This is a genomic window from Pseudomonas sp. FW305-3-2-15-E-TSA4 (assembly GCF_058787295.1).
This window is the reverse complement of record NZ_JBYSZP010000029.1, coordinates 12,864-37,427: the sequence shown is the minus strand read 5'-3', so window position 1 is coordinate 37,427 and position 24,564 is coordinate 12,864. Positions and strand designations below refer to the sequence as shown.

General features: G+C 62.1%; 21 protein-coding genes. 15 read left to right on the top strand and 6 right to left on the bottom strand.

What is annotated here, in order from left to right; genetic code table 11:
- Window positions 1–18 precede the first annotated feature (18 nt).
- From AC3WMV_RS27480 to AC3WMV_RS27440, 9 genes are all read left to right on the top strand, one after another.
- A complete protein-coding gene (locus AC3WMV_RS27480; RefSeq protein ID WP_103367450.1) occupies window positions 19–828 on the top strand; it encodes a MetQ/NlpA family ABC transporter substrate-binding protein in 810 nt (269 codons plus the stop codon).
- Complete coding sequence (locus AC3WMV_RS27475) at window positions 825–1,625, top strand: methionine ABC transporter ATP-binding protein (protein ID WP_103367449.1); 801 nt, start codon at window positions 825–827, stop codon at window positions 1,623–1,625. Before AC3WMV_RS27480 ends, AC3WMV_RS27475 begins: the two co-directional genes overlap by 4 nt.
- Window positions 1,622–2,293 (top strand): methionine ABC transporter permease, encoded by a 672-nt coding sequence (locus AC3WMV_RS27470; RefSeq protein WP_047599773.1) that lies wholly within the window; start codon window positions 1,622–1,624, stop codon window positions 2,291–2,293. Before AC3WMV_RS27475 ends, AC3WMV_RS27470 begins: the two co-directional genes overlap by 4 nt.
- Window positions 2,294–2,301: 8 nt before the next feature.
- A complete protein-coding gene (locus AC3WMV_RS27465; protein WP_103367448.1) occupies window positions 2,302–3,852 on the top strand; it encodes a sugar ABC transporter ATP-binding protein in 1,551 nt (516 codons plus the stop codon).
- The gene (locus tag AC3WMV_RS27460; protein ID WP_103367447.1) at window positions 3,845–4,870 is read left to right on the top strand and encodes an ABC transporter permease; all 1,026 of its coding nucleotides are present in this window, start codon (window positions 3,845–3,847) and stop codon (window positions 4,868–4,870) included. The genes AC3WMV_RS27465 and AC3WMV_RS27460 overlap by 8 nt, the downstream gene beginning before the upstream one ends.
- 31 nt (window positions 4,871–4,901) lie before the next feature.
- Window positions 4,902–5,957 carry a substrate-binding domain-containing protein gene (locus AC3WMV_RS27455; protein ID WP_103367446.1) on the top strand — a complete coding sequence of 352 codons (1,056 nt, stop codon included), beginning with the start codon at window positions 4,902–4,904 and terminating at the stop codon, window positions 5,955–5,957.
- A gap of 68 nt (window positions 5,958–6,025) precedes the next feature.
- Window positions 6,026–6,691 carry a sulfite oxidase-like oxidoreductase gene (locus AC3WMV_RS27450; RefSeq protein ID WP_103367445.1) on the top strand — a complete coding sequence of 222 codons (666 nt, stop codon included), beginning with the start codon at window positions 6,026–6,028 and terminating at the stop codon, window positions 6,689–6,691.
- Window positions 6,692–7,503: 812 nt separating this feature from the next.
- Entirely contained in the window at window positions 7,504–9,891 is a 2,388-nt protein-coding gene (locus AC3WMV_RS27445; protein ID WP_103367444.1) for a TonB-dependent receptor plug domain-containing protein, read from the top strand.
- A gap of 41 nt (window positions 9,892–9,932) precedes the next feature.
- A complete protein-coding gene (locus AC3WMV_RS27440; protein ID WP_103367608.1) occupies window positions 9,933–11,297 on the top strand; it encodes an APC family permease in 1,365 nt (454 codons plus the stop codon).
- Here the strand turns inward: AC3WMV_RS27440 and AC3WMV_RS27435 are convergent.
- Window positions 11,294–11,755, bottom strand: coding sequence for a DUF3574 domain-containing protein (locus tag AC3WMV_RS27435; RefSeq protein WP_103367443.1), 462 nt, complete (start codon window positions 11,753–11,755; stop codon window positions 11,294–11,296). The genes AC3WMV_RS27440 and AC3WMV_RS27435 overlap by 4 nt on opposite strands.
- Before the next feature lie 482 nt (window positions 11,756–12,237).
- Window positions 12,238–13,149 carry an AraC family transcriptional regulator gene (locus AC3WMV_RS27430; protein ID WP_103367442.1) on the bottom strand — a complete coding sequence of 304 codons (912 nt, stop codon included), beginning with the start codon at window positions 13,147–13,149 and terminating at the stop codon, window positions 12,238–12,240.
- A gap of 103 nt (window positions 13,150–13,252) precedes the next feature.
- On the opposite strand from AC3WMV_RS27430, the gene AC3WMV_RS27425 reads away from it, so the two are divergent.
- The 5 genes from AC3WMV_RS27425 (at window position 13,253) to AC3WMV_RS27405 (ending at window position 17,701) form a co-directional block, all read left to right on the top strand.
- Complete coding sequence (locus AC3WMV_RS27425; RefSeq protein ID WP_047599763.1) at window positions 13,253–13,798, top strand: carboxymuconolactone decarboxylase family protein; 546 nt, start codon at window positions 13,253–13,255, stop codon at window positions 13,796–13,798.
- A gap of 64 nt (window positions 13,799–13,862) precedes the next feature.
- Entirely contained in the window at window positions 13,863–14,933 is a 1,071-nt protein-coding gene (locus tag AC3WMV_RS27420) for an acyl-CoA dehydrogenase family protein (RefSeq protein ID WP_103367441.1), read from the top strand.
- Window positions 14,930–15,772 carry an ABC transporter ATP-binding protein gene (locus AC3WMV_RS27415; RefSeq protein ID WP_103367440.1) on the top strand — a complete coding sequence of 281 codons (843 nt, stop codon included), beginning with the start codon at window positions 14,930–14,932 and terminating at the stop codon, window positions 15,770–15,772. The genes AC3WMV_RS27420 and AC3WMV_RS27415 overlap by 4 nt, the downstream gene beginning before the upstream one ends.
- Entirely contained in the window at window positions 15,738–16,937 is a 1,200-nt protein-coding gene (locus AC3WMV_RS27410) for an ABC transporter substrate-binding protein (RefSeq protein ID WP_103367439.1), read from the top strand. The genes AC3WMV_RS27415 and AC3WMV_RS27410 overlap by 35 nt, the downstream gene beginning before the upstream one ends.
- Complete coding sequence (locus AC3WMV_RS27405; RefSeq protein ID WP_103367438.1) at window positions 16,937–17,701, top strand: ABC transporter permease; 765 nt, start codon at window positions 16,937–16,939, stop codon at window positions 17,699–17,701. Before AC3WMV_RS27410 ends, AC3WMV_RS27405 begins: the two co-directional genes overlap by 1 nt.
- Before the next feature lie 340 nt (window positions 17,702–18,041).
- Here the strand turns inward: AC3WMV_RS27405 and AC3WMV_RS27400 are convergent, their stop codons facing one another.
- On the bottom strand, window positions 18,042–20,423 hold the full coding sequence (locus AC3WMV_RS27400; protein ID WP_103369729.1) for a DUF3772 domain-containing protein: 2,382 nt from the start codon (window positions 20,421–20,423) through the stop codon (window positions 18,042–18,044).
- A gap of 163 nt (window positions 20,424–20,586) precedes the next feature.
- Here AC3WMV_RS27400 and AC3WMV_RS27395 point away from each other — a divergent pair, with 163 nt between their 5' ends.
- Window positions 20,587–21,948 carry a hypothetical protein gene (locus AC3WMV_RS27395; RefSeq protein ID WP_146038517.1) on the top strand — a complete coding sequence of 454 codons (1,362 nt, stop codon included), beginning with the start codon at window positions 20,587–20,589 and terminating at the stop codon, window positions 21,946–21,948.
- A gap of 79 nt (window positions 21,949–22,027) precedes the next feature.
- On the opposite strand, the gene AC3WMV_RS27390 is transcribed toward AC3WMV_RS27395, so the two are convergent.
- From AC3WMV_RS27390 to AC3WMV_RS27380, 3 genes are all read right to left on the bottom strand, one after another.
- Complete coding sequence (locus AC3WMV_RS27390) at window positions 22,028–22,585, bottom strand: GNAT family N-acetyltransferase (protein WP_256584863.1); 558 nt, start codon at window positions 22,583–22,585, stop codon at window positions 22,028–22,030.
- On the bottom strand, window positions 22,586–23,311 hold the full coding sequence (locus AC3WMV_RS27385) for an alpha/beta fold hydrolase (protein ID WP_103369727.1): 726 nt from the start codon (window positions 23,309–23,311) through the stop codon (window positions 22,586–22,588).
- A gap of 100 nt (window positions 23,312–23,411) precedes the next feature.
- Window positions 23,412–24,335, bottom strand: coding sequence for a LysR family transcriptional regulator (locus tag AC3WMV_RS27380; protein WP_103369726.1), 924 nt, complete (start codon window positions 24,333–24,335; stop codon window positions 23,412–23,414).
- Window positions 24,336–24,564 lie beyond the last annotated feature (229 nt).

Here is a 24,564-nt window from a genome sequence, read left to right as displayed (position 1 = left end):
CGCTCAAGGACTCCGCTCATGTTGAAAAAAGCAGGTTTGACCCTGGCCGTGCTCGGCGCGCTGGTGACTTCGTTCGGCGCGCACGCACTGGAGCCGTTGCGCGTGGCCGCCGACCCGGTGCCCCACGCGCAGATTCTCGCGTACATCCAGACAATCGATCCGCAACTCAAGCTCAAGGTCATCGAGATTCCCAACGGCGTGAACTCCAACGAGCTGTTGGTGCATGGCGATGTCGATGCCAATTACTTCCAGCATCTGCCGTACCTGAAATCCCAGGAACAAGCGCTGGGGCAGAAACTCGCGGTGGCCGCCACGGTGCATATCGAGCCGCTGGGCATCTATTCGCGCCGACACAAAAGCTTCGCCGAGGTGCCGGAAAAAGGCACCGTCGCCGTGCCCAACAACGTCACCAACCTGAGCCGTGCGCTGTACCTGTTGCAGGACAACGGCCTGATCAAACTCAAGCCCGGCTTCAAGGATCCGGCAGCCGATCAGGCCACACCCAAGGACATCGCCGAGAACCCGAAACAGCTGAAGATCCTTGAGATCGAATCGCCGCAAATTCCTCGGGCGCTGGACGACGTCGACCTTGCGGTGATCAACGGCAACTACGCGCTGGAAGCCGGACTGGTGCCGGCCCAGGATGCGCTGGGGCTGGAGAAGGCCGAGCACAATCCGTACGCCAACATTCTGGTGACCACGCCGACACTGCAGAACGATCCGCGCATTGCGCAACTGGCCAAGGACCTGACCTCGTCGCAAGTGGCGAAATACATCACCGATAACTTCAAGGGGTCGGTGATTCCGGTGGAGGATGGCAAGCCATGATCGTCGTCGAGCAGTTGAGCAAGACCTACCCGTCGGCGCCGGCACCAGCACTGGATCAGGTGTCGCTGAGTATTCCCGACGGCGCGATCTACGGCATTCTCGGGCGCAGCGGGGCGGGCAAGTCGACCCTGTTGCGATGTCTCAATCTGCTTGAACGCCCGGACAGCGGGCGGATCCTGATCGACGGCGTGGACCTGCTGACGCTGTCTGCCAGCGACCTACGCCGCCAGCGTCAGCGCATCGGCATGATCTTCCAGGGCTTCAATCTGCTGCACTCGCGCACCGTGTTCGACAACATCGCCGTGCCGCTGGAAATCGCCAACGTCGGCAAACCGTGGCGCCATGTGCGGGTGCGCGAACTGCTGGAACTGGTCGGTTTGACGGACAAGGCGCAAGCCTTTCCCTCGCAGTTGTCCGGTGGGCAAAAACAACGGGTGGGGATCGCCCGCGCGCTGGCTGCCGAGCCTGCGTATCTGCTGTCGGACGAAGCCACCAGTGCGCTGGACCCGGAAACCACCACGTCGATTCTTGACTTGCTGCGCGACATCAACCGGCAATTGGGCGTGACCATTGTGCTGATCACCCATGAGCTGGACGTGGTCAAGTCGATCTGCGATCACGCGGCGTACATGGCGGACGGTCGCCTGGTCGAGTCCGGCCCGGTGCCGCGATTGCTCGCCGATGCGCAATCGAGTCTCGGCACTTCGTTGCGGCCGACCTGCGGCCTGCCGCTGGGCCACGACATCCCCGGGCTCAGCTTCCTCAAGCAATACGGCGTGCGGGCGGCTCAGTCATGAACCGCACGATCAACTGGGATGAAATCCTGCAACTGCTATTCAACGCCACTGGCGAAACCCTATACATGGTCTTGCTCGCGGGGCTGTTCACGCTGCTGATCGGTTTGCCGCTCGGGGTGTTGCTGTTTGTCAGTCGCCGCGACGGCCTGTGGCCGCTGCCACGCCTCAATGCCGCGCTGGGTTCGCTGGTCAATCTGGGGCGTTCGCTGCCGTTTGTGGTGATGTTGATTGCACTGATTCCGCTGACCCGTCTGCTGGTTGGTACGACGCTGGGCAGCACCGCTGCGGTAGTGCCGATCACCATCGGCGCGTTTCCGTTTTTTGCGCGGATCGTCGAGAACGCGCTGGACGAAGTCGACAAGGGCCGCATCGAAGCGATCCTCGCCATGGGCGGCGACATCCGTCATGTGATTTTCAAAGTGCTGTTGCCCGAAGCGCTGCCCGCGCTGCTGGCGGGGATCACTCTGACGCTGGTGATGCTGATCGGTTTTTCTTCCATGGCCGGGGTGATTGGCGGTGGCGGCCTCGGTGATCTGGCGATCCGTTATGGCTATCAGCGTTTCAACAATGAAGTGATGGTCGCCACCGTGGTGGTGCTGGTCATTCTGGTGCAGGGCGTGCAGAGCCTGGGCGACCGGCTGGTACGTTCGCTGGCCCATCGGCGTTAAGGAATCTTATGAGTGTCGTCGTGGCCCGCGCGCCGCTGATTCAGGTGCGTGAACTAAGCAAAACCTTCGGCTCGAACCGCGCACTGGATCGCGTCAGCCTGCAGATTCATCCCGCCGAAGTGGTGGCGTTGCTCGGTGCCAACGGTGCCGGCAAATCGACGCTGGTGAAAATTCTCGCCGGCAGCCAGCGCGCCGATGGCGGCGAGATTTACATCGACGGTCAGCCCCGGCAATTCAGCTCGCCGCCGTCGGCACGTCGGGTCGGGATTGTCGCGGTGCATCAGCAGATCAACGAGGGCATTGCGCCCGGTTTGAGCGTGGCGGAGAACCTGCTGCTCGATGAACTGTGCAAACCCGACGCGGACTTCTGGCTCAATCGCCAACGCTTGCTGGAACGCGCCGCGAGTATCGCCGCCGGGCTGGGTCTGGTGTTGCCGCTGCAGCAGCCGATTGAACACCTGGGCCAGGCCGAACGGCAGTTGGTGTTGCTGGCGCGGGCCTTTGCCTTGCAGCCGCGTCTGCTGATTCTCGATGAGCCGACCGCAGCCTTGTCGGAGACCGAGGCGCAACGGCTGTTCGGCCTGATCGACACCCTGCGCAGCCGTGGCGTGGCGATTGTTTACATCTCTCATCGCTTGTCCGATCTGCAACGGGTGGCGGACCGCGCCATTGTCCTGCGCGATGGTCGACCGGCCGGGGAATTCAGCGCACGGCAGTTGCCGGAAGCGGTGCACTCCATGCTCGGACAGGCGCTGGACGGGCATGTCTACACGCCCGGCAGCGTGGGCCGAAAAGTCCTTGGTGTGCGCGGTTTGCAGATTTTGCCACGCTCCAGGCGTTTCGATTTCGACCTGCACCAAGGCGAAGTGGTGGTACTGACCGGGCTGCTCGGCGCTGGCAAAAGCGAAATCGCCGAAGTGTTGTTCGGCTTGCGCAAAGCGGTGGCCGGCAGCCTGCAACTGGACGGCATGGACTGGCTGCCGGGTTCGCCAAGGGCGGCGATTCACAGCGGTGTGTTTCTCGCGGCGGAGGATCGTGCCAGTCAGTCGCTGGTGCCGGATTTCTCCCTGCGCCGCACCCTGACGCTGCCGTTTCTGGAGCGCTTCACCCGTGCCGGGTTCATTCGCAACCGCGCCGAAGCTGCAGCGGTCGAGGCGCAAGTCGCGGCGCTGGGGATCAAGACCGCCGGCATCGAGGTGCCGATGAGCGCGCTGTCCGGCGGCAATCAACAGAAGGTCGTGCTTGGCCGCTGGCTGCTCGGAGAAGGGCGGGTGTTGATCCTCGACGAGCCGTTTCAGGGCGTCGACGTGCGCGCCCGCCGCGAGATCGGCCAACTGTTGCGCGACAGTGCCGGCGGCCGCGCGACCCTGGTGATTTGCGCCGATGTCGACGAAGCCCTGGAAATCGCCGACCGCATTCTGTTGGTGCTCGATCACGCCGTGGTCGCCGAATACCCGCGTGCCGGTCTTGAGCGCGCGACCCTGGTCGCTGCGCTGGCCGGCAGCGACGCTAGCGAAAATCCCTTTCATGCCACGCCAAGGAGCAGAGCGAGTGCCTGATTCGAGTTCACTGTTGTCGTCCGCTACGGCACCCACCGAGCGCCTGCTGCAAGCGCTGATCCGCTACGGCCTGTTGTGGCTGCTGGCGCTGATCGTGGTGTTTTTCAGTGTCGCGGAGCCGGCGTTTTTGCGCGTCGGCAATCTGTTCAGCATCTTGCAGTCGGTGTCGATCGTCGCGCTGCTGGCCCTTGGCGTGACGCTGACCATGGCCGTCGGCGGACTTGATCTGTCGATTGGTGCGGTGGCGGCGATGAGCCTGATGATCGCCAGTTACGTGATGGTGGTGCTCGGTTGGGGCGCGGTGCCGGCGGTGCTGATCAGTCTGGCCGGTGGCGCACTGGTCGGGCTGCTCAATGGCTGGCTGATCGTCAAGCTGCGGGTGCCGGACATTCTCGCGACGCTGGGCAGCATGTTTCTGGTGATCGGCGTGCAACTGATTCCCACGGGCGGACGCTCGATTGCGGTGGGCATGACCTTGCCCAGTGGCGTGGAAACCGAAGGCACGTTCAGTACGGCGTTTCTCGCCCTCGGCCGCGGACGCTTGTGGGACATGGTGCCGGTGCCGGTGTTGATCACGGCGCTGGTGGCGCTGGCGGTGTGGCTGTTTCTCGAGCGTACGCGCATCGGCCGGTTGTTTTATGCGATTGGCGGTAACGAACAGGCAGCGCGATTGGCAGGCGCGCCAGTGCAGCGCTTCAAGTTGCTTGCGTACGTGCTCTCGGCATTGCTCGCCTCGCTCGGCGGGTTGCTGTTGGCGGCGCGCCTGGGTCGGGGTGATGTCAGCTCCGGCAACGGTCTGGTGCTCGACGCCCTCGGCGCGGCGCTGATCGGTTTTGCCGTGCTCGGAGCGAAGAAGCCCAATGCGTTCGGCACGTTGGTCGGCGCACTGTTGGTGGCGTCGCTGCTCAATGGCCTGACCATGCTCAACGCGCCGTACTACGCGCAGGATTTCGTCAAGGGACTGGTGCTGGTGCTGGCCCTGATGTTCACCTTCGGCCTCGCGCATCGGGCGCGCTGAGCCGGTTCATTTGTCGCTGCAAGGAAGATGTATGCACGGTTCAATCAAGCAGTTCGCACGCCATTGCCTCGCCGGCGCGGTGCTCTCGGCATTGGCTTTGAGTGCTCAGGCCAAGGCATTGCCAGGTGCTCCGGCGCCGTCCGATAAAGGTCAGGTGCAGATCGCGCTGGTCGGCTATCTGTTTTCCGGGGACTTTCCCGAGGCGTACCTGCGCGGCGTGGAGAAACAGACCGAGGCGCTGGGGGCCAATCTGCGGGTGTTCGATGCGCGCCAGCAAGCGGCGAGTCAGGGCGAGATGATCGATCAGGCAATCGACCTCGGCGTCGACGGGATCATCGTGCAACTGGGCCTGGCGGAAACCCTCAAGGGACCGATTGACCGGGCGATCGCCAAAGGCATCAAGGTGGTGGCGTTCGACGTCGATCTGAACAGCCCGCAAGTGACTCAGGTAGAGCAGGATCACCATGCACTGGCGCGACTGGCGCTGGATCAGGCGGTGAAGGACAACGGCACGCGGTTCGATGCCGGTTACGTGTACATCAGCGGCTTCACCCCGATGGAGCGCCGCGACGAGATCTGGAGTCAGGTGAAAAAGGCCAATCCGGGCATCATCGAGAAGGCGCGTTTCGGCACGCTCAACCCGCCGATTGCCAACTCGGTGGCGGATCAGGCCAGCGCGGTGTTGCGCGCCAATCCGGATATCAGCGTGATCTTCGCGCCGTTCGACGAGTTTGCCAAAGGCGCGAAGATCGCCGTCGACGAGGCCGGGCTGGGGCGCAAGGTGAAGATCTACAGCGCCGACATCTCCACCGCCGACATTCAGATCATGAAAGAACCTGACAGCGCCTGGGCGGCGACCGCCGCGGTCAATCCGCAAGTGGCGGGGGCGATCAGCGTGCGCAGTCTGGCGATGTTGATTGCCGGCGAAAATCCTGGGCATCAAGTGCTGGTGCCACCGACCCTGATCACACGCCAACAGTTGCTCGATCTGGACGTGAAAAACGTCCGCGACCTGGCGCAGAAACTCCCGGCGTTCGGCGATACCGCCAATGTGGCGCGGGCCGAGTGGATTCCTGTGGCGAACTGAATGCAGCCGTTATCACCGGGTGATGCGCTGTATGCGCGGTAGGCATCCTGACGCGCTTGGGAGTGAACATGCACAACAAAGCCATGCGTTTGCGCAACAGCCGCGCACCTAAGGCTGATCCGGCGCTCGGTCAACGTTTGCCGCCGGGGCAGGTGTTGACCGAGCGGTTCCCGATTCTCCACGAAGGCACGGTGCCGGAGTATGAGTTGGCAACCTGGTCACTGCGCCTGTTCGGCAAGGTCGGGCGTGGCGTCGAGTTGAGTTTTGCCGACCTCCAGGGTTTGCCGCAACGCCAGTTGCAATGTGACATTCATTGCGTCACACGCTGGTCGAAGTTCGACACGCAGTGGAGCGGGGTACATCTGCAGGATCTGCTGAGCGCATTCGGGATCCAGCCCGCTTCACGTTTCGTCATGGCCCACGCCGATCACGACTACCAGACTAACCTGTCACTCGACGACCTGCTGCACCCGGACAGCCTGCTCGCCACCCATTACGCCGGCCAACCCTTGACCGCCCAGCACGGCTGGCCGCTGCGGCTGGTGGTCGCCGGGCGCTACTTCTGGAAGAGCGCCAAATGGTTGCGCAGTCTGGAGTTTGTCGACGAAGAACAACCCGGTTTCTGGGAGCGCAACGGCTTTCACCTGCACGCCGATCCGTTTGCGGAACAACGCTTCAGTGCTGACGCTTTGGACATTGCCGAAGATGCCTGGCTGGAAAAGGAATTCGACTAAGGTTTTGCGCCTGTTTTGCAGTCAACCTCCCGGGTGACTGGACTGGCCCCTTCGCGAGCAAGCCCGCTCCCACATTGGATTTCAGTCGGGAGTAAAAAGTCAGCTCGCTCCAATAACAACTGTGGGAGCGAGCTTGCTCGCGAAGAGGCCATTCCAGCCAACATCTGCATTGACTGATACACCGCTTTCGCGAGCAGGCTCGCTCCCACACTGGATTTCAGCCGGGAGTAAAATGTCAGTTCACTCCAATAACAACTGTGGGAGCGAGCCTGCTCGCGAAGGGGCCATTCCAGCCAACATCTGCATTGGCTGATACACCGCTTTCGCGAGCAGGCTCGCTCCCACACTGGATTTCAGTCGGGAGTAAAAAGTCAGTTCACTCCAATAACAACTGTAGGAGTGAGCCTGCTCGCGATGAGGGTAAAACATTCAACTTCTTCAGTGGCTGATACACCGCTATCGCGAGCAGGCTCACTCCTACAAAAGATCTTTGGCTGATCTTGAATTAGTGGGTGTTAGTTAGGGTTTAAGTGTTTGCCCAGCAACACTTGTGTTGCTCTAAAAACAAATAATCCGCCCGATCTAACCTAAGTGTTATTGGTTCTTTTACGGCAAGCCTCCACCCGTCTAGCATCGGTGTTCAAGGGGAAATAACTAACTTTGGGGATTCTGCGCTTCACTGACTAATCACGCTAAAAAGCCTTCACCACCTTCCTGCTTTCTAAAACTACAGCAGACATTGCCGTGCATTGATTGCCGAACCTTTATTGTCGGCAACGGCCGGGTATTAGCTGCGATAAAGGAGCTGTCCCATGTATCAGCGTTCCCGTTCATTACTGGCCATCGCGGTGGTCGGTGCGATCTGGCAACTTCCGGCGCAAGCCGAAGACACTTCCACGCGCGTTAACGACGACACACGGCTGGGTACCGTGCTGGTCACTGGCACTCGTGGCACTGCTCGCACGGTTCTGGATTCTCCAGTGCCGGTGGACGTGTTGACTGCCGCTGATCTCAAGTCCACCGGTGCGGCCGACGGTGAACTGGGCCAGGCGCTGCAGACGTTACTGCCATCGTTCAGCATGCCGCGTCAGTCCAACTCCGGTGGCGCCGACCACGTGCGCGCCGCACAGTTGCGCGGCATGAGCCCGGATCAGGTGCTGGTGCTGGTCAACGGCAAGCGCCGTCACACCTCGGCGGTGGTCAACGACTCGTCGAAAATCGGCCGCGGCACGGCGCCGGTGGACTTCAACTCGATCCCCATCAGCGCGATCAAACGCATCGAAGTGCTGCGCGACGGCGCCGGGGCGCAGTACGGTTCCGACGCGATTGCCGGGGTGATCAACATCATCCTCGACGACGCCCCCGAAGGCGGTGAAGTGTCCACCAGCTACGGCGCGTTTCACACCCATCAGGACGCCATCGGCAGAACCACCACCGACGGCCAGAACAGCGTGACCACGGCCAAGATCGGCACGCGCCTGGGCGAAGAGGGCGGGTTCATTCGCGGCGGCACCGAGTACAAAAATCGCAACCCGACCAACCGCGCCGGTTTCGACGGTTTTGCCGATACCCCGGACCAGCGCAACTACGTAATGGGCGACGGCCTGGCGCGGGACGTCAACCTGTGGTTCAACAGCGAGCTGCCACTGGCCGGCGGCAAGGCCTACAGCTTCGGCACCTACAACCAGCGCCACACTACTGGCGCCGAGTTCTATCGCTACCCCTACGAGCAGCCGCAGTTCTACCCCAACGGCTACTTGCCACAGTCGCTGGGCGACAACAAGGATGTCTCCGCCACCGCCGGTTTCAAAGGCATGATCGGCGAAGACTGGGACTTCGACAGTAGCGTCACCCATGGCCGCAACCGCTTCGACGGCTCCACCCGTCGCACGCTCAACGTCAGTCTTGGCGCGGACTCGCCGACGAAATTCGACACCGGCGATTACGAGCTGCGCCAGACCACCACCAACCTCGATTTCAGCCGCGAGCTGCGCTTGGGCGGACGCTCGTTCGTACTGGCGCTGGGCGGCGAATACCGCTACGAAAACTACCTGACCTACGCCGGTGACGAGGCCTCCTACATCGGCTCCGGCGCTGACGGTGCCAACGGTCTGCGCCCCAGCGAAGAGTCGGACCTGGACCGCAACGTGTTTGCGACCTACGCCGAATTGTCGGGCGATCTCACCGAGCGCTTCTTCGTCGACGCCGCCACGCGTTGGGAACATTATGACGATGCCGGCAGCAAACTCACCGGCAAGCTCAGTGGTCGCTACAAACTGACCGAGCAGTGGGCGCTGCGCGGTGCGGTGTCGAACAACTTCCGCGCGCCGTCGCTGGCGCAGAGCGGGTTCCAGAACACCACCAGCAACTTTGGTGAAGGCGGCACACTCACCGACATCCGTGTGCTTTCGGTCAACGATCCGATCGCCCGCGCGCTGGGGGCCGAGAAGCTCGATCCGGAGACTTCGAAGAACTTCAGCCTCGGCGTGACCTTCCAGCTCAACGAACGCTTCGACGCTTCGCTCGATGTGTTCCGCATCGACGTCAAGGACCGCATCACCCTGTCGCAGCGCATTGGCAGCGACGCCATGGAGCAATACATCAACGACAACTTCGGCGTGGCCGGGGTGCATGACGTCAACTTTTTCACCAACGCCGCCGACACCAGCACCCACGGTGCCGAACTGGTGCTCAACTACCATCAGCCGCTATACGAAGGGCAACTGGGCCTGACCACCGCGTACACCTACAACCACACCAAAGTCACCAGCACCAAAGGCACGCCGTCGCAACTGACGGCGCTGGGGATCGGCAACGATGCACTGGTCGGCGTTGAAGAAACCAATACTCTGACCGACGCTGCGCCCAAGGATCGCTTCGTGTTTTCCGCCAACTGGGCCAGCGAACACTGGGGCCTGCTCGGGCGTCTGACCCGTCAGGGCGAGACCACTCGCGTGTTCGATTTCGGCGACTCGCAACCGGAGCAGACCTATGGCGCGGTGTGGCAACTGGACGCCGAGGTGACCTACAAATTCACCCCGAAATTCAGCGTGGCCCTGGGCGGCAACAACCTCACCGACAACTACCCGGAGCGCTCCGGCTCGGCGATCAATTACGGCGGCAACTTGCCGTATGACGTGTTGTCGCCGATCGGCACCAACGGCGCTTACTACTACGCCAGCGCCACTTACGGCTTCTGAGCCGAACCGCCATGGATGGCGGCCCACCTGCGGAAAAATTCATGAGTCACACCAAAGGCCCCACGCGTCACCTGCCGGTAATGCAGGCGTTGCTGATCACGCTGGGCATGGTGATCACCACCGACATCCTCAAGACCGCGCCGACCGTGGCGCTGAACGTCGGGCCTGCCTGGTTCTACTGGGTCTGGGTGCTCGGCGGCCTGGCGTCGATGGCCGGGGCGTTGTGCTTTGCCGAAATGGCCACGGCATTTCCACATCCTGGCGGCGACTATCACTTTCTGCGCACGGCCTATGGCGAGCGCATGGGTTTCCTGTTCGCCTGGTCGCGTTTTTCGGTGATGCACACCGGCTGGATCGCCTTGTCGGCGTTCATGTTTGCCGATTACGTCAATGCCGTGGTGCCGCTCGGTCGGTACGGCTCGGGCCTGTTTGCTGGCGGAGTCATCGCTGCGCTGGTGTTGCTCAATCTCACTGGCAAGCACATCGGTTTCATCACCCAGACCTTGCTGGTTGGCTTGTTGGCGCTGGGCTTTCTGAGCATCGCCAGCGCCGGGGTGTGGCTGGCGTGGCAGGGGATTGAAGCACCGCCACCGAGCGTTTCGGTCACGCCGGAAAACACCGGTATGGCCGGGTTTTCGGCGGCGATGATTTTTGTGTTTCTGGCGTTTGGCGGCTGGAGCGATGCGGCCACATTATCGGCGGAAGTGCGCGATGGGCGGCGAGGGATTTTCATCGCCATGCTCGGTGCGCTGACGCTGCTGATGGCGATTTATCTGGCGCTGAACTGGGCGTTTGTGCGAGGCCTGGGTTTCGCCGGGCTGGCGGCGAGCAACGCACCGGCGGTGGAACTGTTGAACCGTGCATTCGGTGCGCCGGGAGTGCTGCTGATTCTGCTGATGGTGGGCATCGCGGCCATCGCCAGCATCAACTCGACCTTGCTGGTCGGCGCCCGCACCACCTATGCCGCGGCCCGCGATGTGCCGCAGTTGCGTCGCTTCGGCGAGTGGCACGAACGCGACGGCGTGCCGCGCAAAGCCTTGCTGGCGGAGGGCGCGGTGGGATTGTTGCTGGTGCTGTTCGGCAGTTTCACCCAGAGCGGCTTCAACACCATGGTCGAGTACCTGACCCCGGTGTACTGGCTGTTTCTGAGCTTCAGCAGCCTGGCGTTGATCATTCTGCGGCGGCGCTTTCCCGAGGTGCCGAGGCCGGTCAGGGTGCCGTTGTATCCGCTGGTGCCGCTGCTGTTTTTCGGTCTGTGCCTGTACATGCTCTATTCGAGCGTGACGGTGGTGGGGTGGGGCGCGTTTCTGGGGATTGGCGTGTTGCTGGTGGGCGCGCTGCTGCTAGCGGGATTGAGCCGCCTGGCGTCGACGCCTCGGCAAGCTCTGGGGCAGATCAGCGATTAGAACGATATGTCGGCCGGTTGCGACAGACGCAGTACCGACAAGTCACCGGTAATGCGTTTGTACGCCAAACGAATCGCTTCGATGTTGCCGGCGTTCTGCGGATTGTTCTCGTGCAGGATCACGATGACCTTGGTGCTCAGCCGCTCCGGCTCCTTCGCCCCATGATCACGCCACTGCCCATAGGCATCGAACACGGTGAAACCGTCGGGAAACCGCGACGTCACTTCCTTGTCGAGAAACTCGCGCCAGCGCGCCGGGCTGACCGCGCCTTCCTTGCCATCCACCGTGCCTACCGAGAAGTACAGCTCGGTGCGGATCCACTGTGCCTGCGCCGGACGCGTGGCGTCGCCTTGCAGGGTTGAACTGGTGGGGTCGTGGGTGTGAACGGCGGCAGGCGGCGGGCTGGCGCAACCGGCGACAGTGACGAACAGTGCGGCCAGTAACAGGCGTCTTTGCATGAAGCATCCCTTTTTATGAGTTGAGTACAGGGGCGCAATTATAGAGGGCGAGGTTAATAGCGATAAAAGATTAAAAAATGGTTTTGTGGTTGATTAGTGGAATAAGGAACGAACCAAGCCAGGATGCCAAACGTACCGCCGCCTTCGCGGGCAAGCCCGGCTCCCACAGGTCTCGTGGCGTGCATAAATCCCTTGATCCACACATCTCCCCTGTGGGAGCCGGGCTTGCCCGCGAAAGCGCTGGTTCAGTCAATAAAAGATGTTGGATGCACCAACGCCATCGCTGGCAAGCCAGCTCCCACAAGTTTTTGCGGTGTACACAGATCCGCTGATCGACACCATCCACTGTGGGAGCGGGCTTGCCCGCGAAAGCGGTGTATCAGTCGCTGGAGATTTTGCCTGTGCCGGCGCTTTCGCGAGCAAGCTCGCTCCCACAGTTTCTCTCGGTGCTTTCCAGCAGCGACGGCGTACTAACGCGTCGCTCAGCGCCCCTCATGCTGCTTGCGATACGCCCCCGGTTGCACTCCCACCGACTTGGCGAACGCCCGGGTAAACGCAGCAATCGACTGATAGCCCACGGCCGCGCACACCTGTTCCACCGTGTGATTGGCCCGCAGCAACTGGCAGGCATGCCGAATGCGCAACGCCAGCAATACCTGCCCCGGCGATTGCCCGGCCAGTTCGTTGAAGCGTTTGAAAAACGCCGAGCGCGACAGGCCGATACTCGCCGCCATGCTCTCCAGCGACCACGGTAATTGCGGCTGTTCGATCAACTGGTCCAGCAACGGCGCGAACTGCGGATTGCGCGCCAAAGCCACCAAGCCGCCGAGGCGCTGGTTATCGGCCATTTGTTGGCGCAACACGTACAGGAACAGCAGGTGACTCAAGCGTTCCAGCAAAGTCGAGGAGGGCGCCGGCAAGCGTTCGCACTCTTGCAGGATCAACTCGAACAAGGCTCGCGCCGCGCTCGAAGAAGGATCGCCCGCGCGCAGGATGATCCAGTCCGGCAGGCCTTCGATGATCAGCGACGACAGCCCGGACTTGAAATGAAAGAACCCGCAGACCAGCCCGACACCGTCTCGCGCTTGGCTGTCGAGCGCGGTCATGGCTATGCGCGGCAGCGTTTGGGCGAGGGCCGGCTCTTCGGCGCTGGAGATGCGGTAATTCAGATCCCGCAGCAGGAACACTGCATCCGCGGTGTTCAGCGGAATTGGCTGCTCCTGCCCGTCAATGTGCAGCCAGCAGCGGCCCTGCACGATCAAGTGAAAACTGGCGCGCGCCAGTCCGTGCGTACTTGCATGCCAGCCACCGCAATAGCGCCCGACGTGAAACAGGCTGGCATCGAGTTCGAGGCTTTCTAATAACCAATCAACCAGGGGGCTGGACGAAATCATCTAATGGAAACACTCAGGAGCAAGTAATCGCTACTTTAGAATATGGATCGAAATTTTTATAACCAACAGACTGGCCGGACACTCAACAACAGGAGTCCACTCCATGTCGCGCGTCACTCTTCACACCGTGCAAAGCGCTCCCGAAGCCGCCAGACCGTTTCTGGAAAACGCTCAGAAGAACTCCGGATTCATTCCGAACCTGCTGGCCGTGCTGGCTAATGCCCCGGCCGCGCTGGAAACCTACGTTACGGTATCGGCGCTCAATGGCAAGTCCGAACTCAGCCTTGCTGAGCGCGAAGTGGTGCAACTGATTGCGGCCACCAACCATGGTTGCGATTTCTGTGTCGCAGGTCATACCGCCGTGGCGCTGAATAAGGCCAAACTGCCGCCGGAAGTGGTCAGTGCGCTGCGTGAGAAAGCCACCGTGCCCGTGGAAAAACTGGAAACCCTGGCCGCGTTTGCCCGCGAAGTGATTGCCACCCGGGGCAAGGTCAGCGACCAGACCTTCAACCAGTTCAAGGCTGCCGGCTACACCGAAGGCAATGCGCTGGAAGTGATCCTCGGCATCAGCCTGGCGACCCTGTGCAACTTCGCCAACGTGTTCGCCGACACGCCGCTCAACCCCGAGCTGGCGCCGTATCGCGCGTAATCGGCCAGCGCTTCAGGCCGCATCGTCTATGGTTGATGCGGCTGCGTACAAGGAGAGAAACGACATGCTCAATCAGGCATTGACGCAATGGCTGGAACACAACGCCCAGGCCCTGGATGCGGGCGACGGCGATCCACAACAGGTGCTGACGCAACTGGCGCAGGCCGGCGTGCTACGGGTCGGCATCAGCCCGGCGCTGGGCGGCAGCGGTGGTCACGTAAGTGATGCCGTGGAAACCCTGGCTGCCGTCGCCAGCCATTCATTGGCGGCGGCGTTTGTGTTCTGGGGCCAACGGGCCTTCATCGAATATCTGTTGCACAGCCCCAACGCGGCGCTGAGGGAAAAACTGCTGCCGGCGTTGCTCCGCGGAGAGCTGGCCGGGGCTACCGGTTTGTCCAACGCGATGAAATACCTGTCGGGCATCGAGGCACTGCAAGTGCGTGCCGCCCACACCGCAGACGGCTGGACCCTGAACGGGCGCCTGCATTGGGTGACCAATCTGCGCAAAAGCGGTTTCGTGGTGGCGGCGGCGATCGAGCACGAGGAGGGTGGTTCGCCGTTCGTGCTGGCGATCGCCGATGACGCTGCCGGCGTACAACGTTCCGCCGATCTGCAACTGATGGGGCTGCAATCGAGCAACACCGCAGCGATCGATTTCGCGCAAGTGGCGGTCGGACGCGAATGGCTGCTGCATGACGATGCGCGCAAGTTTCTGCCAGCGGTGCGCCCGGCGTTTCTCGGCTTGCAATGCGGCATGGCGATTGGTCTGGCGCGACGGGCGCTGGCCGAGGTCGAAGGGCATTTGCAGGACGGCCGTTCGATTCTGCTGGAGCCGTTGCAGGAACAACGCGAGCAACTGGCGCAGAGCGTCGATGCGCTCAAGCAGGGTCTGCACGACGGACGTTTCCTGACCCAGCCGGGCGCCTTGTTCCAGATCCGCATCGCGCTGGCCGAATCCGCTGCCAATGCGGTGCAACTGGAACTGCAATCCAGCGGCGGCAAGGCCTATCTGACGGAGCACGGCAGCGGTTTCGCCCGGCGCTGGCGCGAGTCGGCGTTCGTGCCGATTGTCACCCCGAGCCTGGTGCAATTGCGCGCTGAATTGCAGCGGCAGAAACGGGAAGCGACGGCATGATTGCGCCGGTGCTGGAAGCGCAGGGCATCAGCCTCGGCTACCCACGGGAGCAGGGCTGGCACACCGTGCTGGAACACTTCGACCTGCAATTGCAGCCCGGTGAAGTGGTGACCATTCTCGGCCCCAGCGGTGTCGGCAAATCCAGTCTGCTGCGAGTGCTGGCGGGTCTGCAGGCGCCACAACAGGGTCGGGTGAGCCTGCTTGGCGAGCCACTGACCGGCGCACATCCACGGGTGGCGGTGGCGTTTCAGGACCCGAGCCTGTTGCCATGGCTGACTTTGGAAAAGAACGTCGCCTTCGGTCTCGATTTCGCTCGCCAGCCGCACCTCACGGCCGAGCAGCGCAAGGCGCGGATCGACCACGCCATCGCGGCGGTCGGCCTCGAACATGCGCGTCAGCAGCACCCGGCGCAGCTGTCCGGCGGCATGGCCCAGCGCACCGCGTTGGCGCGGTGTCTGGCGCGGCAGCCGCAGGTGCTGTTGCTTGATGAACCGTTCGGCGCGCTGGATGAAATCACCCGCGCCGACATGCAGCAGTTGCTCCTGCAACTGATTGCCGAGCACCACACCGCCGCCGTGTTGATCACCCACGACATCGACGAAGCCCTGCTGCTTTCCGAGCGGATTCTGCTACTGGGTAACAGCCCGGCGCACATCCTCGGCGAGTGGCGCATCGACCTGCCTCAGCCGCGTGCCGAGCTGGTCGAGGAACTGGGCGCGCTGCGCATCGACATCCTCAAAACCCTTCGGCGGGCGAGCCGCAACCCCCTCATTCAACCTGTGCCCGCTACGTCGGAGATTGACCATGTGCCTGGACGACTTCACTCACACACGTCGTGACTTCCTCAAACTCAGCGCGCTGCTGACCGCTGGCGGCGCGTTGCCGTTGCTCAACAGCCTGAACGCGCGCGCCGCTGCCGAGCCGAACGCGCCAGTGCGCATCGGTTATCTGCCGATCACCGACGCCACGCCGTTGCTGGTGGCGCACAACAACGGCCTGTTCGAAGCCGAAGGGATTCAGGCCGAACGCCCGGTGCTGCTGCGCAGTTGGGCACAGGTGATCGAGGCGTTCATTTCCGGGCAGGTCAACGTGATCCACCTGTTGTCGCCGATGACCGTGTGGGCGCGTTACGGCAGCAAGGTGCCGGCCAAGGTCGTGGCGTGGAACCACGTCGGCGGCTCGGGCCTGACCGTGGCGCCGGGCATCACCGAGGTCAAGCAACTTGGCGGGCAGTCGGTGGCGATTCCGTTCTGGTATTCGATTCATAACGTGGTGGTGCAGCAGTTGTTCCGCGACCATGGACTGGTGCCGGTGAGCAAATCCGCGAGTGCTGCGCTGGCACCGAACGAGGTCAATCTGCTGGTGCTGCCGCCGTCGGACATGCCGCCGGCCCTGGCGAGCAAACGCATTGCCGGCTACATCGTCGCCGAGCCGTTCAACGCCCTGGCCGAGGAACTCAAGGTCGGCCGAGTACAGCGCTTTACCGGCGACGTCTGGCGCAATCACGCCTGCTGCGTGGTGTTCATGCACGAGCAGGATCTGAACAACCGCCCCGAGTGGTCGCAGAAAGTGGTCAACGCCATCGTCAAGGCGCAGGTCTGGACCCGCGACAACCGCGCCGAGGCGGCGAAACTGCTGTCCAAGGACGGCGAAAATCGCTACACGCCGCACGCGCAACCGGTGCTCGACCGGGTGCTGTCGCCGGCCACCAGCGACCGCGAGCAGTATCTGGCCAGCGGCGCGATCCAGCACAGCCATTGGGACGAGCAGCGCATCGACTTTCAGCCGTACCCGTTCCCCAGCTACACCGAAGAACTGGTCAAACGTCTGAAGGACACGCTGATCGAGGGCGACAAGGGTTTCCTCGCCGGCCTTGATCCGCAGCAGACCGCCAAGGATCTGGTGGATGATCGCTTCGTGCGCAATGCCATCGCGGCCGTTGGCGGCATGCAGACCTTTGGCCTGCCGGAAAGCTTCGAACGCAGCGAGGAGTTCAGCCTCTGATGCGTCAGCGATCTTCTTCGACCGTACACGGTTTGTTGGGTGTGGCGGGGCTGTTGTGCCTGTTGCTGCTGTGGTGGCTGGGCGTACACGTGTTCGGCGGCAACGACAGCCTGGCGCTGCGCTTTTCACCCGAGGCAACCCTGGCCAGCCTTGGCGAACTGTTGCTGCGCCCGGAGCTGTACGAGCATGTGCTGGTCAGCCTGAAGCGGATTCTGGTCGGTCTGCTGCTGGCGCTGCTGATCGGCGTGCCGCTGGGCTTGATGATTGGCAGTCACCGGCATCTGGAAGCGGCGACCACGCCGGCATTTCAGTTTCTGCGGATGATCTCGCCGCTGTCGTGGATGCCGGTGGTGGTGATGCTGATGGGCGTTGGCGATCAGCCGATCTACTTTCTGCTGACCTTTGCCGCCGTGTGGCCGATCCTGCTCAACACCGTGGCCGGTATGCGCCAGCTCGACCCGCGCTGGCTGCAACTCAGCCGCAGCCTCAGCGCCACCCGCTGGGAAACCCTGCGCAAGGTGATCCTGCCCGGCGTGCTCGGCCATGTGCTGACCGGGGTGCGGCTGTCGATCGGCATCTTGTGGATCGTGCTGGTGCCGTGCGAGATGCTCGGCGTCAGCGCCGGGTTGGGCTACTTCATTCTCGATACGCGTGATCGACTGGCGTATTCGGAACTGATGGCGATGGTGCTGCTGATCGGCGTACTGGGCTTTGCGCTGGATGCGTTCGCGCGCTGGCTGCATCGGCGTTGGGCGCCGGCATGAGCCTCTTCCCGCCACCATCACGTTGACTGACACACCGCCATCGCTGGCAAGCCAGCTCCCACAATGATCTCGGCCAGTCGCCAACTCCGCGCCCACCGCAGAACCCTGTAGGAGTGAGCCTGCTCGCGAAGGGGGCGTGTCAGTCACCCCCGCTGTGACTGAACCACCGCCATCGCGAGCAGGCTCACTCCTACAATGCTTTAGGCCAGCCGGCACATTTGCGTTAACCGCAAACCCCTGTGGGAGCTGGCTTGCCAGCGATGGGGCCGTGTCAGCCGCCATCACTTCAGACTGACCCACCGCCGTCGCTGGCAAGTCACCTTCCACAGGGGGTGGTCTGCTACGGCGTGGCGGCGGGTTTCGCCAAAGCAATCCCCGCATCCCCCAACCGCTTGAGTATCTCGAACAGCAGATCACTCTTGGTCCCGCCCACAATCCGCGGGCTGCCGACGTAGCCGGTCACCGTCAAGGTGATGCCATCCGGCGACAGCTTGCTGAAGCGCACGTACGACGCCGGTTTGTCGAGGATGTTTTCGTTTTCGTGGTAGGTGTTCAGCAGCAGTTCCTTGACCTGTTCCGGGTCGATGTCCAGCGGAAACATCAGCTCCAGGCTCGCCACCCCCTGGGCGCTGCCGCCGAGGGTGACGTTGCGCAGGTTCTGCGAGATCAGTTGCGAGTTGGGCACGATCACGATGGAGCGGTCGCTGAGCTGGATTTCCGTGGCGCGCACGTTGATCCGGCGGATGTCGCCCTCGACGCCGCTGATGCTGATCAGGTCGCCGACCTTCACCGGGCGTTCGGTGAGCAGGATCAGCCCGGAGACGAAGTTCTTGACGATCTCCTGCAAACCGAAACCGATCCCCACCGAGAGCGCACTGACGATCCACGCCAGATTGGTCCAGCGCACGCCCAGCGACGACAGCGTCAGGAGGATGACCGTGGCATAACCGATGTTGGAAAACAGCGTGCTCAGCGACGCGCACATGCCCGGATCCATGTCGGTCTTGGGCAGGAATTCATTGTCGAGCCAACGGCGCAAAGCGCGGATCAGGTAGATGCCGATCAGCAACGCCAGCACGGCATTGATCAGATGCGCGGGAACGATGTTCAGCTTGCGCAATCCGGCGCCGCCGAGAATGCCCATGACATTGCTGGTCAGTTGCCCGAACGTGGTGCCGATGCCACCGACGAACAGGGTGATCACCGCCAGCAACAGCAGCCCGGCGCGGCTGGCACCGGACAGCACAATCGAAATCTGCTCCAGCCGCCGGTCGCCCATGCCCAGGGTCTGCTTGATGGTCTTACCGGCCGAGTAGCGCGGCGAGAACAGGTATTCGCAGGCATCCTTGACCACCTGCACTAGCAAATAGAACCCGGCCAGCACGATATAGGCCCACACCAATTCATAGGTGACGAAGCGGGCCAGCGACACGTAGCCGGTGAGCAAGGCCAGCGCCGATATGCACATGCACACCGTGGCAATGCTGTAGATCGCCCCGGCAAACGTGCTGCCGGCTTCCGGTTCATTGGCGGTGAGCAACGCCTTGCGCACTCTGCCGACGCGCAACAGCAGCGGCACCAGAATCACGATCACCACGATGGCAATTACGCCGCGCTGGGCGATCACGATCTGGCTGCTCATGCCGGTGGCGTTGCTGACCTGCACCAGCGTCACCAGCACCAGCAGAGTGGCAGCGAGAATCCTTGGATAGGGCCGCAACGCCAGCGCCACCGAGTCGGCAATCGCCGGCAGCCGCCACGAGGGATGCTGGGTCGACAGCAGCGCGCGGCTCAGCGCGGTGATCAGGACGCAGGCGTAAACGGCTTTTTCGAACTCCTCGGAAAAAGTCTGCAGCATGGGCGTCAAAGGTTCGTGGCGGGTGCAGGCGTAGAACAGCAGATGCAGGGCGATGGCCGTGGTGCCAAGGGTCGCCAGCGCCGAAGCGAACGCCAGCGCGCTGCGGCGCAGGCGCCCCTCCGGCATGCGGTGGATGCAAACCCAGGTCAGGCCGCGCTCGGCGAGTCGGCGGCCGACCGTCCAGAAAGCCAGCGCCAGCAACACCAGCACACAGGTGAAAAAGCGCTGCCCGGGCGCCCAGACCGTGGCCCAGGTGAGGTTCACCTGATCAATGAAAAACTTCAGGCGCTGACGATCATCCGGTTCCGGCACCACCAACGGCGACCAGAAGGCCGGGCTCAGAATGCTGTCGGTGCGCAGCGTCAGTTCGCTTTCGAGCAGTGTGCGGCGAATGCCGGCGATTTGCGTGATCAGCTCGGCGGCGCTTTGTTTGAGCGCGGCAAGGCTTTTGAGCGTGGCATCGACCTTGTTTTTCTGCTCGTTGAGCTGCGCCCGTTGCGCGGCGATTTCCGCCTGTTCGGCGGCAATCTGCGTATCCGGCGCCGCGCCGAGCACCCCCAGTTGCACCGCCAGTTGTGCCTGCTGCGGCAACAACGACGCCGACAACCGATCGACATCCAGAATGAACGTCTGCACCCGGTCTTGCGGGCCTTCGAGCTGGTTGTAGTTGTTGGCGGCGGAAATCTGCTGCTTCAGCCCGTCGAGGCGCAGTTGCAGGGCTTGCAGATCACTTTGCGAGACCTCCACCAGCGGCGCCGCAGCGGTCGCCGAGGGCGCCGGCAAATCCGCCGCCCACGACGCCGAACCGCTCGGAGCGAGCAGGAGCAGCGCGACAAAAAACAATGACTTCAATGTGTTGCGCATGAGAGGGGCCGGTTCTCGTTGATCACACAAGCTATGAGGTTAGGTGATCGAACCGGGCGCGGCGGAAAATTTCGGGGGGAGCAGGGCATGCGTTTCAAAAAAACTCGGCGACAGGCATGCTATGGCTCACGCCAATGTTCGGACGTCAGGGATAGTCAGCTCCATGTGGAAAGTTTTGTTGCAAAGACTCACCGGAAAAACATCCACCACTGCAAAAACCGAACACTCAGTAGATCCAGTAGATCCAGTAGATCCAGTGGATCCACCAGAAGTATTGCCAGTGCGTGACTGGAAGTGGCTGGTCACGTCCTGGGATGGATTCGACCGGGAGGCCGGTCTACGGCAAATCCGCTCATCGCAGTCGATCGAGCGGCTGGCGTCCATTATCGTGCGGCTCAACGACTGGGTGCCGCAGGTACGCGCGGCGGCCAGAGACGCTTTCGCAGACTATCTGACACCCGAGTATGGCCCTTGGCTGATCGCCAAGACTCCCGCCATCCTTGCCCTTGAGCAGCGCCGACGCGAAGACCATGGCGTTACCATCCAAAAGCTTGAAGCGCTGCTGGCAACACCTGAGTGCCTCGCGCAAACCACGGCGGCCTTCGAAACCAGCCGTGGCGCCTGTACGCGGTTGTTTTTCAGGGTACTCGCTCAGACAAAGCGCGCAGATGAGCTGGAGGCGTTTCTTGTCGCGAGCCTTCATCATGCAGATTTCAGTGTGCGGCGGGCTGCGCTCGGCAGGGCAATGGCGCTGCCTCTGGAATCGGCGCAGAAGGCCATTGCCTATGGACTCGCCAGCAACAGCAGCATTCTCAGGCGCCTGTCGTTTCTGCAAGCTATTGAGTTGCAAACGGATCGCACACGACTGATCGAAGACTTTCTGACCGACCCATCGTCTGCAGCAAGATCGACTGCACTCTGGGCCGCCAGAAAGTATGGCGTCGACCCGTTGCAGGTACTTCAAGCGCAACTGGCAGGCGAGATTCCCGCCACCAAAGCCCGTTGGCTTGGCGTACTCGGGTTGGCGCAGTCGCTTGGCATGGCAATCCCGCAAGGGTGGATGAACGCGGCCCTCAGCCAAAACAGTGGCGAGGTTCGGTCACTGGTCCTGAGCCTCGAAGGAGAGGGCAGGCCTGATTTACTGATCGCGGCGATCGCGGATCCGTCACGCCCGGTGTTCGAGGCCGGAGTACGCGGCCTGCGCCCGCAGCCATGGAAAATCATCGAGTCAGCATTCAGCGCTCAGCTCGAAACACTCTGGCCAACGTTATCCGCCTCTCGACGTCAGGCACTGCTTGAGCTGATGCCCAAATGGACACAGGCCGGGTATCTGTTGCAGCAGCTGTCTCGCACACCTGCTGAACCTTCCGTGCTTGAGCAGTTGCGTGCATGGGTCTATGGCCAGACTTACTCGATTACTGACCGAGAAACATCGGAAAGCGAGCGTGCCCGAGTTGTCGCGAAACTGACTGCGCTTGAGAAGGGCGGGGTATTGCCGAAAGGGTCGGTTGCCAGGCTGACGTGAAGGTGATGTCAGGCAGGCATGAGTGCTCGAACCCGAATAGGTTGAATCGGGGAAGGTCTGTTTTGCGGTTGGATTAGGATCACGTCTGCTTGCTGTCAGGGCCTGTCCACGACATTTCAATATGCGTGTCTGTCGTGCCAGTCTGGCGAAAGCCCAGCCGTTCATAGAGCTTCTGCGCCAGAGTGTTCGTGCGAAAAGCGCCCAACTGCAACGGCACCTTGCGGGCAGCGGCTTGCAGCTGGAGGTTCTTCAGAATGCGCGAGCCAATGCCCTTGCCTTGGTACTCGGGCGAAATAGCGATGTTCTGAATATGGATTCGATCTTCCTTGTCCAGAATCTGCACATAGCCAACAATCCGGCCGTCTTGTTCAATAACCGAAGTGGCCGCGCAGGCGAATTCCGTTGCGAAATTTGCGCGTTGCCAACTCTCATCCCAGCCCCATATTTTCTCGATGTGTTCGCGGAAGACTGCTCGATGCAAGTCGAAGAGGGCTGGCTGGTCGCTATCGGTGGCGGGGCGTAGCGTCATGCGGGTCTCTGATTTGTGCTTTTGACTTTTGCTGAGGCTAGCGGCTGCAACAATAAACGGCAATTCGGATAGATCATGGCCCGCAGCATCTGACTGACCCAAAATCACTCAAAGCGCCACCCGCTGCAGAAACCTGCTGACCTCCAGCGAATAAGCCCCCGGATGCGAGAACCTGAACATATGCCCGGTTCTCGGCATGACGACTTCTTGCGCGGTCTTTATCCCCTTCAGCAGAATCCCTGCAGCCTCTTTGCCGATCAGCTTGTCTTCCTCGGGCGTAAGGATCAGCGTCGGCACGTCGATCTTTGCCAGCAGGGCGGTGTAGTCGACGGTCTCGATCGAGCGCACGCGGTTGACGTAGGCCTTGTGTGGGGTTTGCTCGATGAAGAAGGCGCGGCTCCTGGCGGTTGACCAAGGGATTTCGCCTTCCTTGTCGAACGACGAAGCCAGTTGCGCGGCGTGGAAGCGCAGGGTGGTCTGTCGATAAAACGGCCCGGGGAAGAACGGCGCCAGAGCGGCCAGCGTTTTCAGCAGGGGCGAGGTGATCGGGCTTTTGGCGAAACCGCCGGACAGCACCAGGCCCTTGAGGCCTTTGGGCTGGCGCGTTGCAACCGCGATCGAGGCGACCGCGCCGTAGGAGTCGCCCACCAGCACGTAGCATTCGAGATCTTTCACTTGATCAACGATGAAGTTGGCGAGCGTTTCCAGATCAGCGACGTCGTCCGGTAAGCGCAACGTACGCATGGCGCGGTGCTGCAAGTGGCTGAGTTGGTTGAGCTGCCACGGCGCACCGGCGAAGCAAGGGACCATGACCAGCGTGGGCTCGGTTTGCATGAGAATTCCAGGGATGTTGAACGGATGTCCGCACTCTAGGAGTACCGAGGCGCGCTATCCAATGGCATTGGTGCAGCCTCTCGATGCACGAGATCGATCATCAGTCGTCGATCAGCATTCTGGTGATCCATTCAACCGCAGGCTCGTTGGCGCGCCCGCGTGCGCGGACGACGAAGACCTCCCAGGTCGGTAGCGGCAAAGGCAATTCGAACAGGCTCAGTTGTGCGGTTTCCTGCATCTGCAAGGCGACACGTTCGGCGACCACGGCAATCGATTCCGATGCGCCAACCATGAATGGCACTGCGAGAAAACTCGGGCAGGTGACGCTGACCTTGCGGCTGCGACCGAGCTGTTCCAGCGCGTCATCGACAGCGCCCCGCGCGTCGCCCCGGGGCGAAATCAGAACGTGCGGCAGACGCGTGAAGTCATCCAGTTCCATATGCAAATGTTTGCCGCGCTTGACCAATGCCGGGTGCCCTTTGCGGGCGATGCCGACGAATCGCTCCTTGTGCGCGAGCTGGCAATCAAAGCGTTGCGGCACTTGCGCAAACGAACCCGAACCCAACACCAGGTCGATCTCGCCGGCGTCCAGTTGGCGCATCGCCGACTCGCCATCCACCGGCCCGAGTTTCAGCACCACCTCCGGCGCCGCAACCTGAATTTTCGCCAGCGCCGGGGCGATGACGGTCAGCACGGCGTGATCGGTGGCCGCTATCCGCAGTGTCGCCTGCAGACGCGCTGGATCGAACGGCCCCCGTGGGCTGGCGACCAGCCGCACCGATTCGAGCACCGCCGCCACTCTGGGCATCAGCTCGATGGCCAGCGGCGTCGGTGCCATGCCGCGAGGGTTGCGAATGAACAACTGATCATCAAACGCCGTGCGCAAACGCGACAGGGCATGGCTGGTGGCCGACTGCGACAGATGCAGATGCTGCGCCGCACGACCGACGTGCCTTTGCGCCCAAAGCGCCTCTAGAACCACCAGAAGATTGAGGTCGAAACGCGTCAGATCCAGCGGCTTCATGGGGTGTTGGCCTTTTCATCATTCGATGTTCGCCACTTTCCTACAGCCACTGGCTGAAAGCTACAGCCCGATCTGTCCTGGCAGGCATGCAGGCGTGGTCGCCTGAGAAGGTATGGGGCGAGACGACGCGGTTGTTCAGCCGACCTTTCCGTGGCGCGTAGCCGGTGTATCAAATGCCCGTCGATGTCGCCTGCAATGTACTCATGACAATTTTTTGATTGTGATGAGC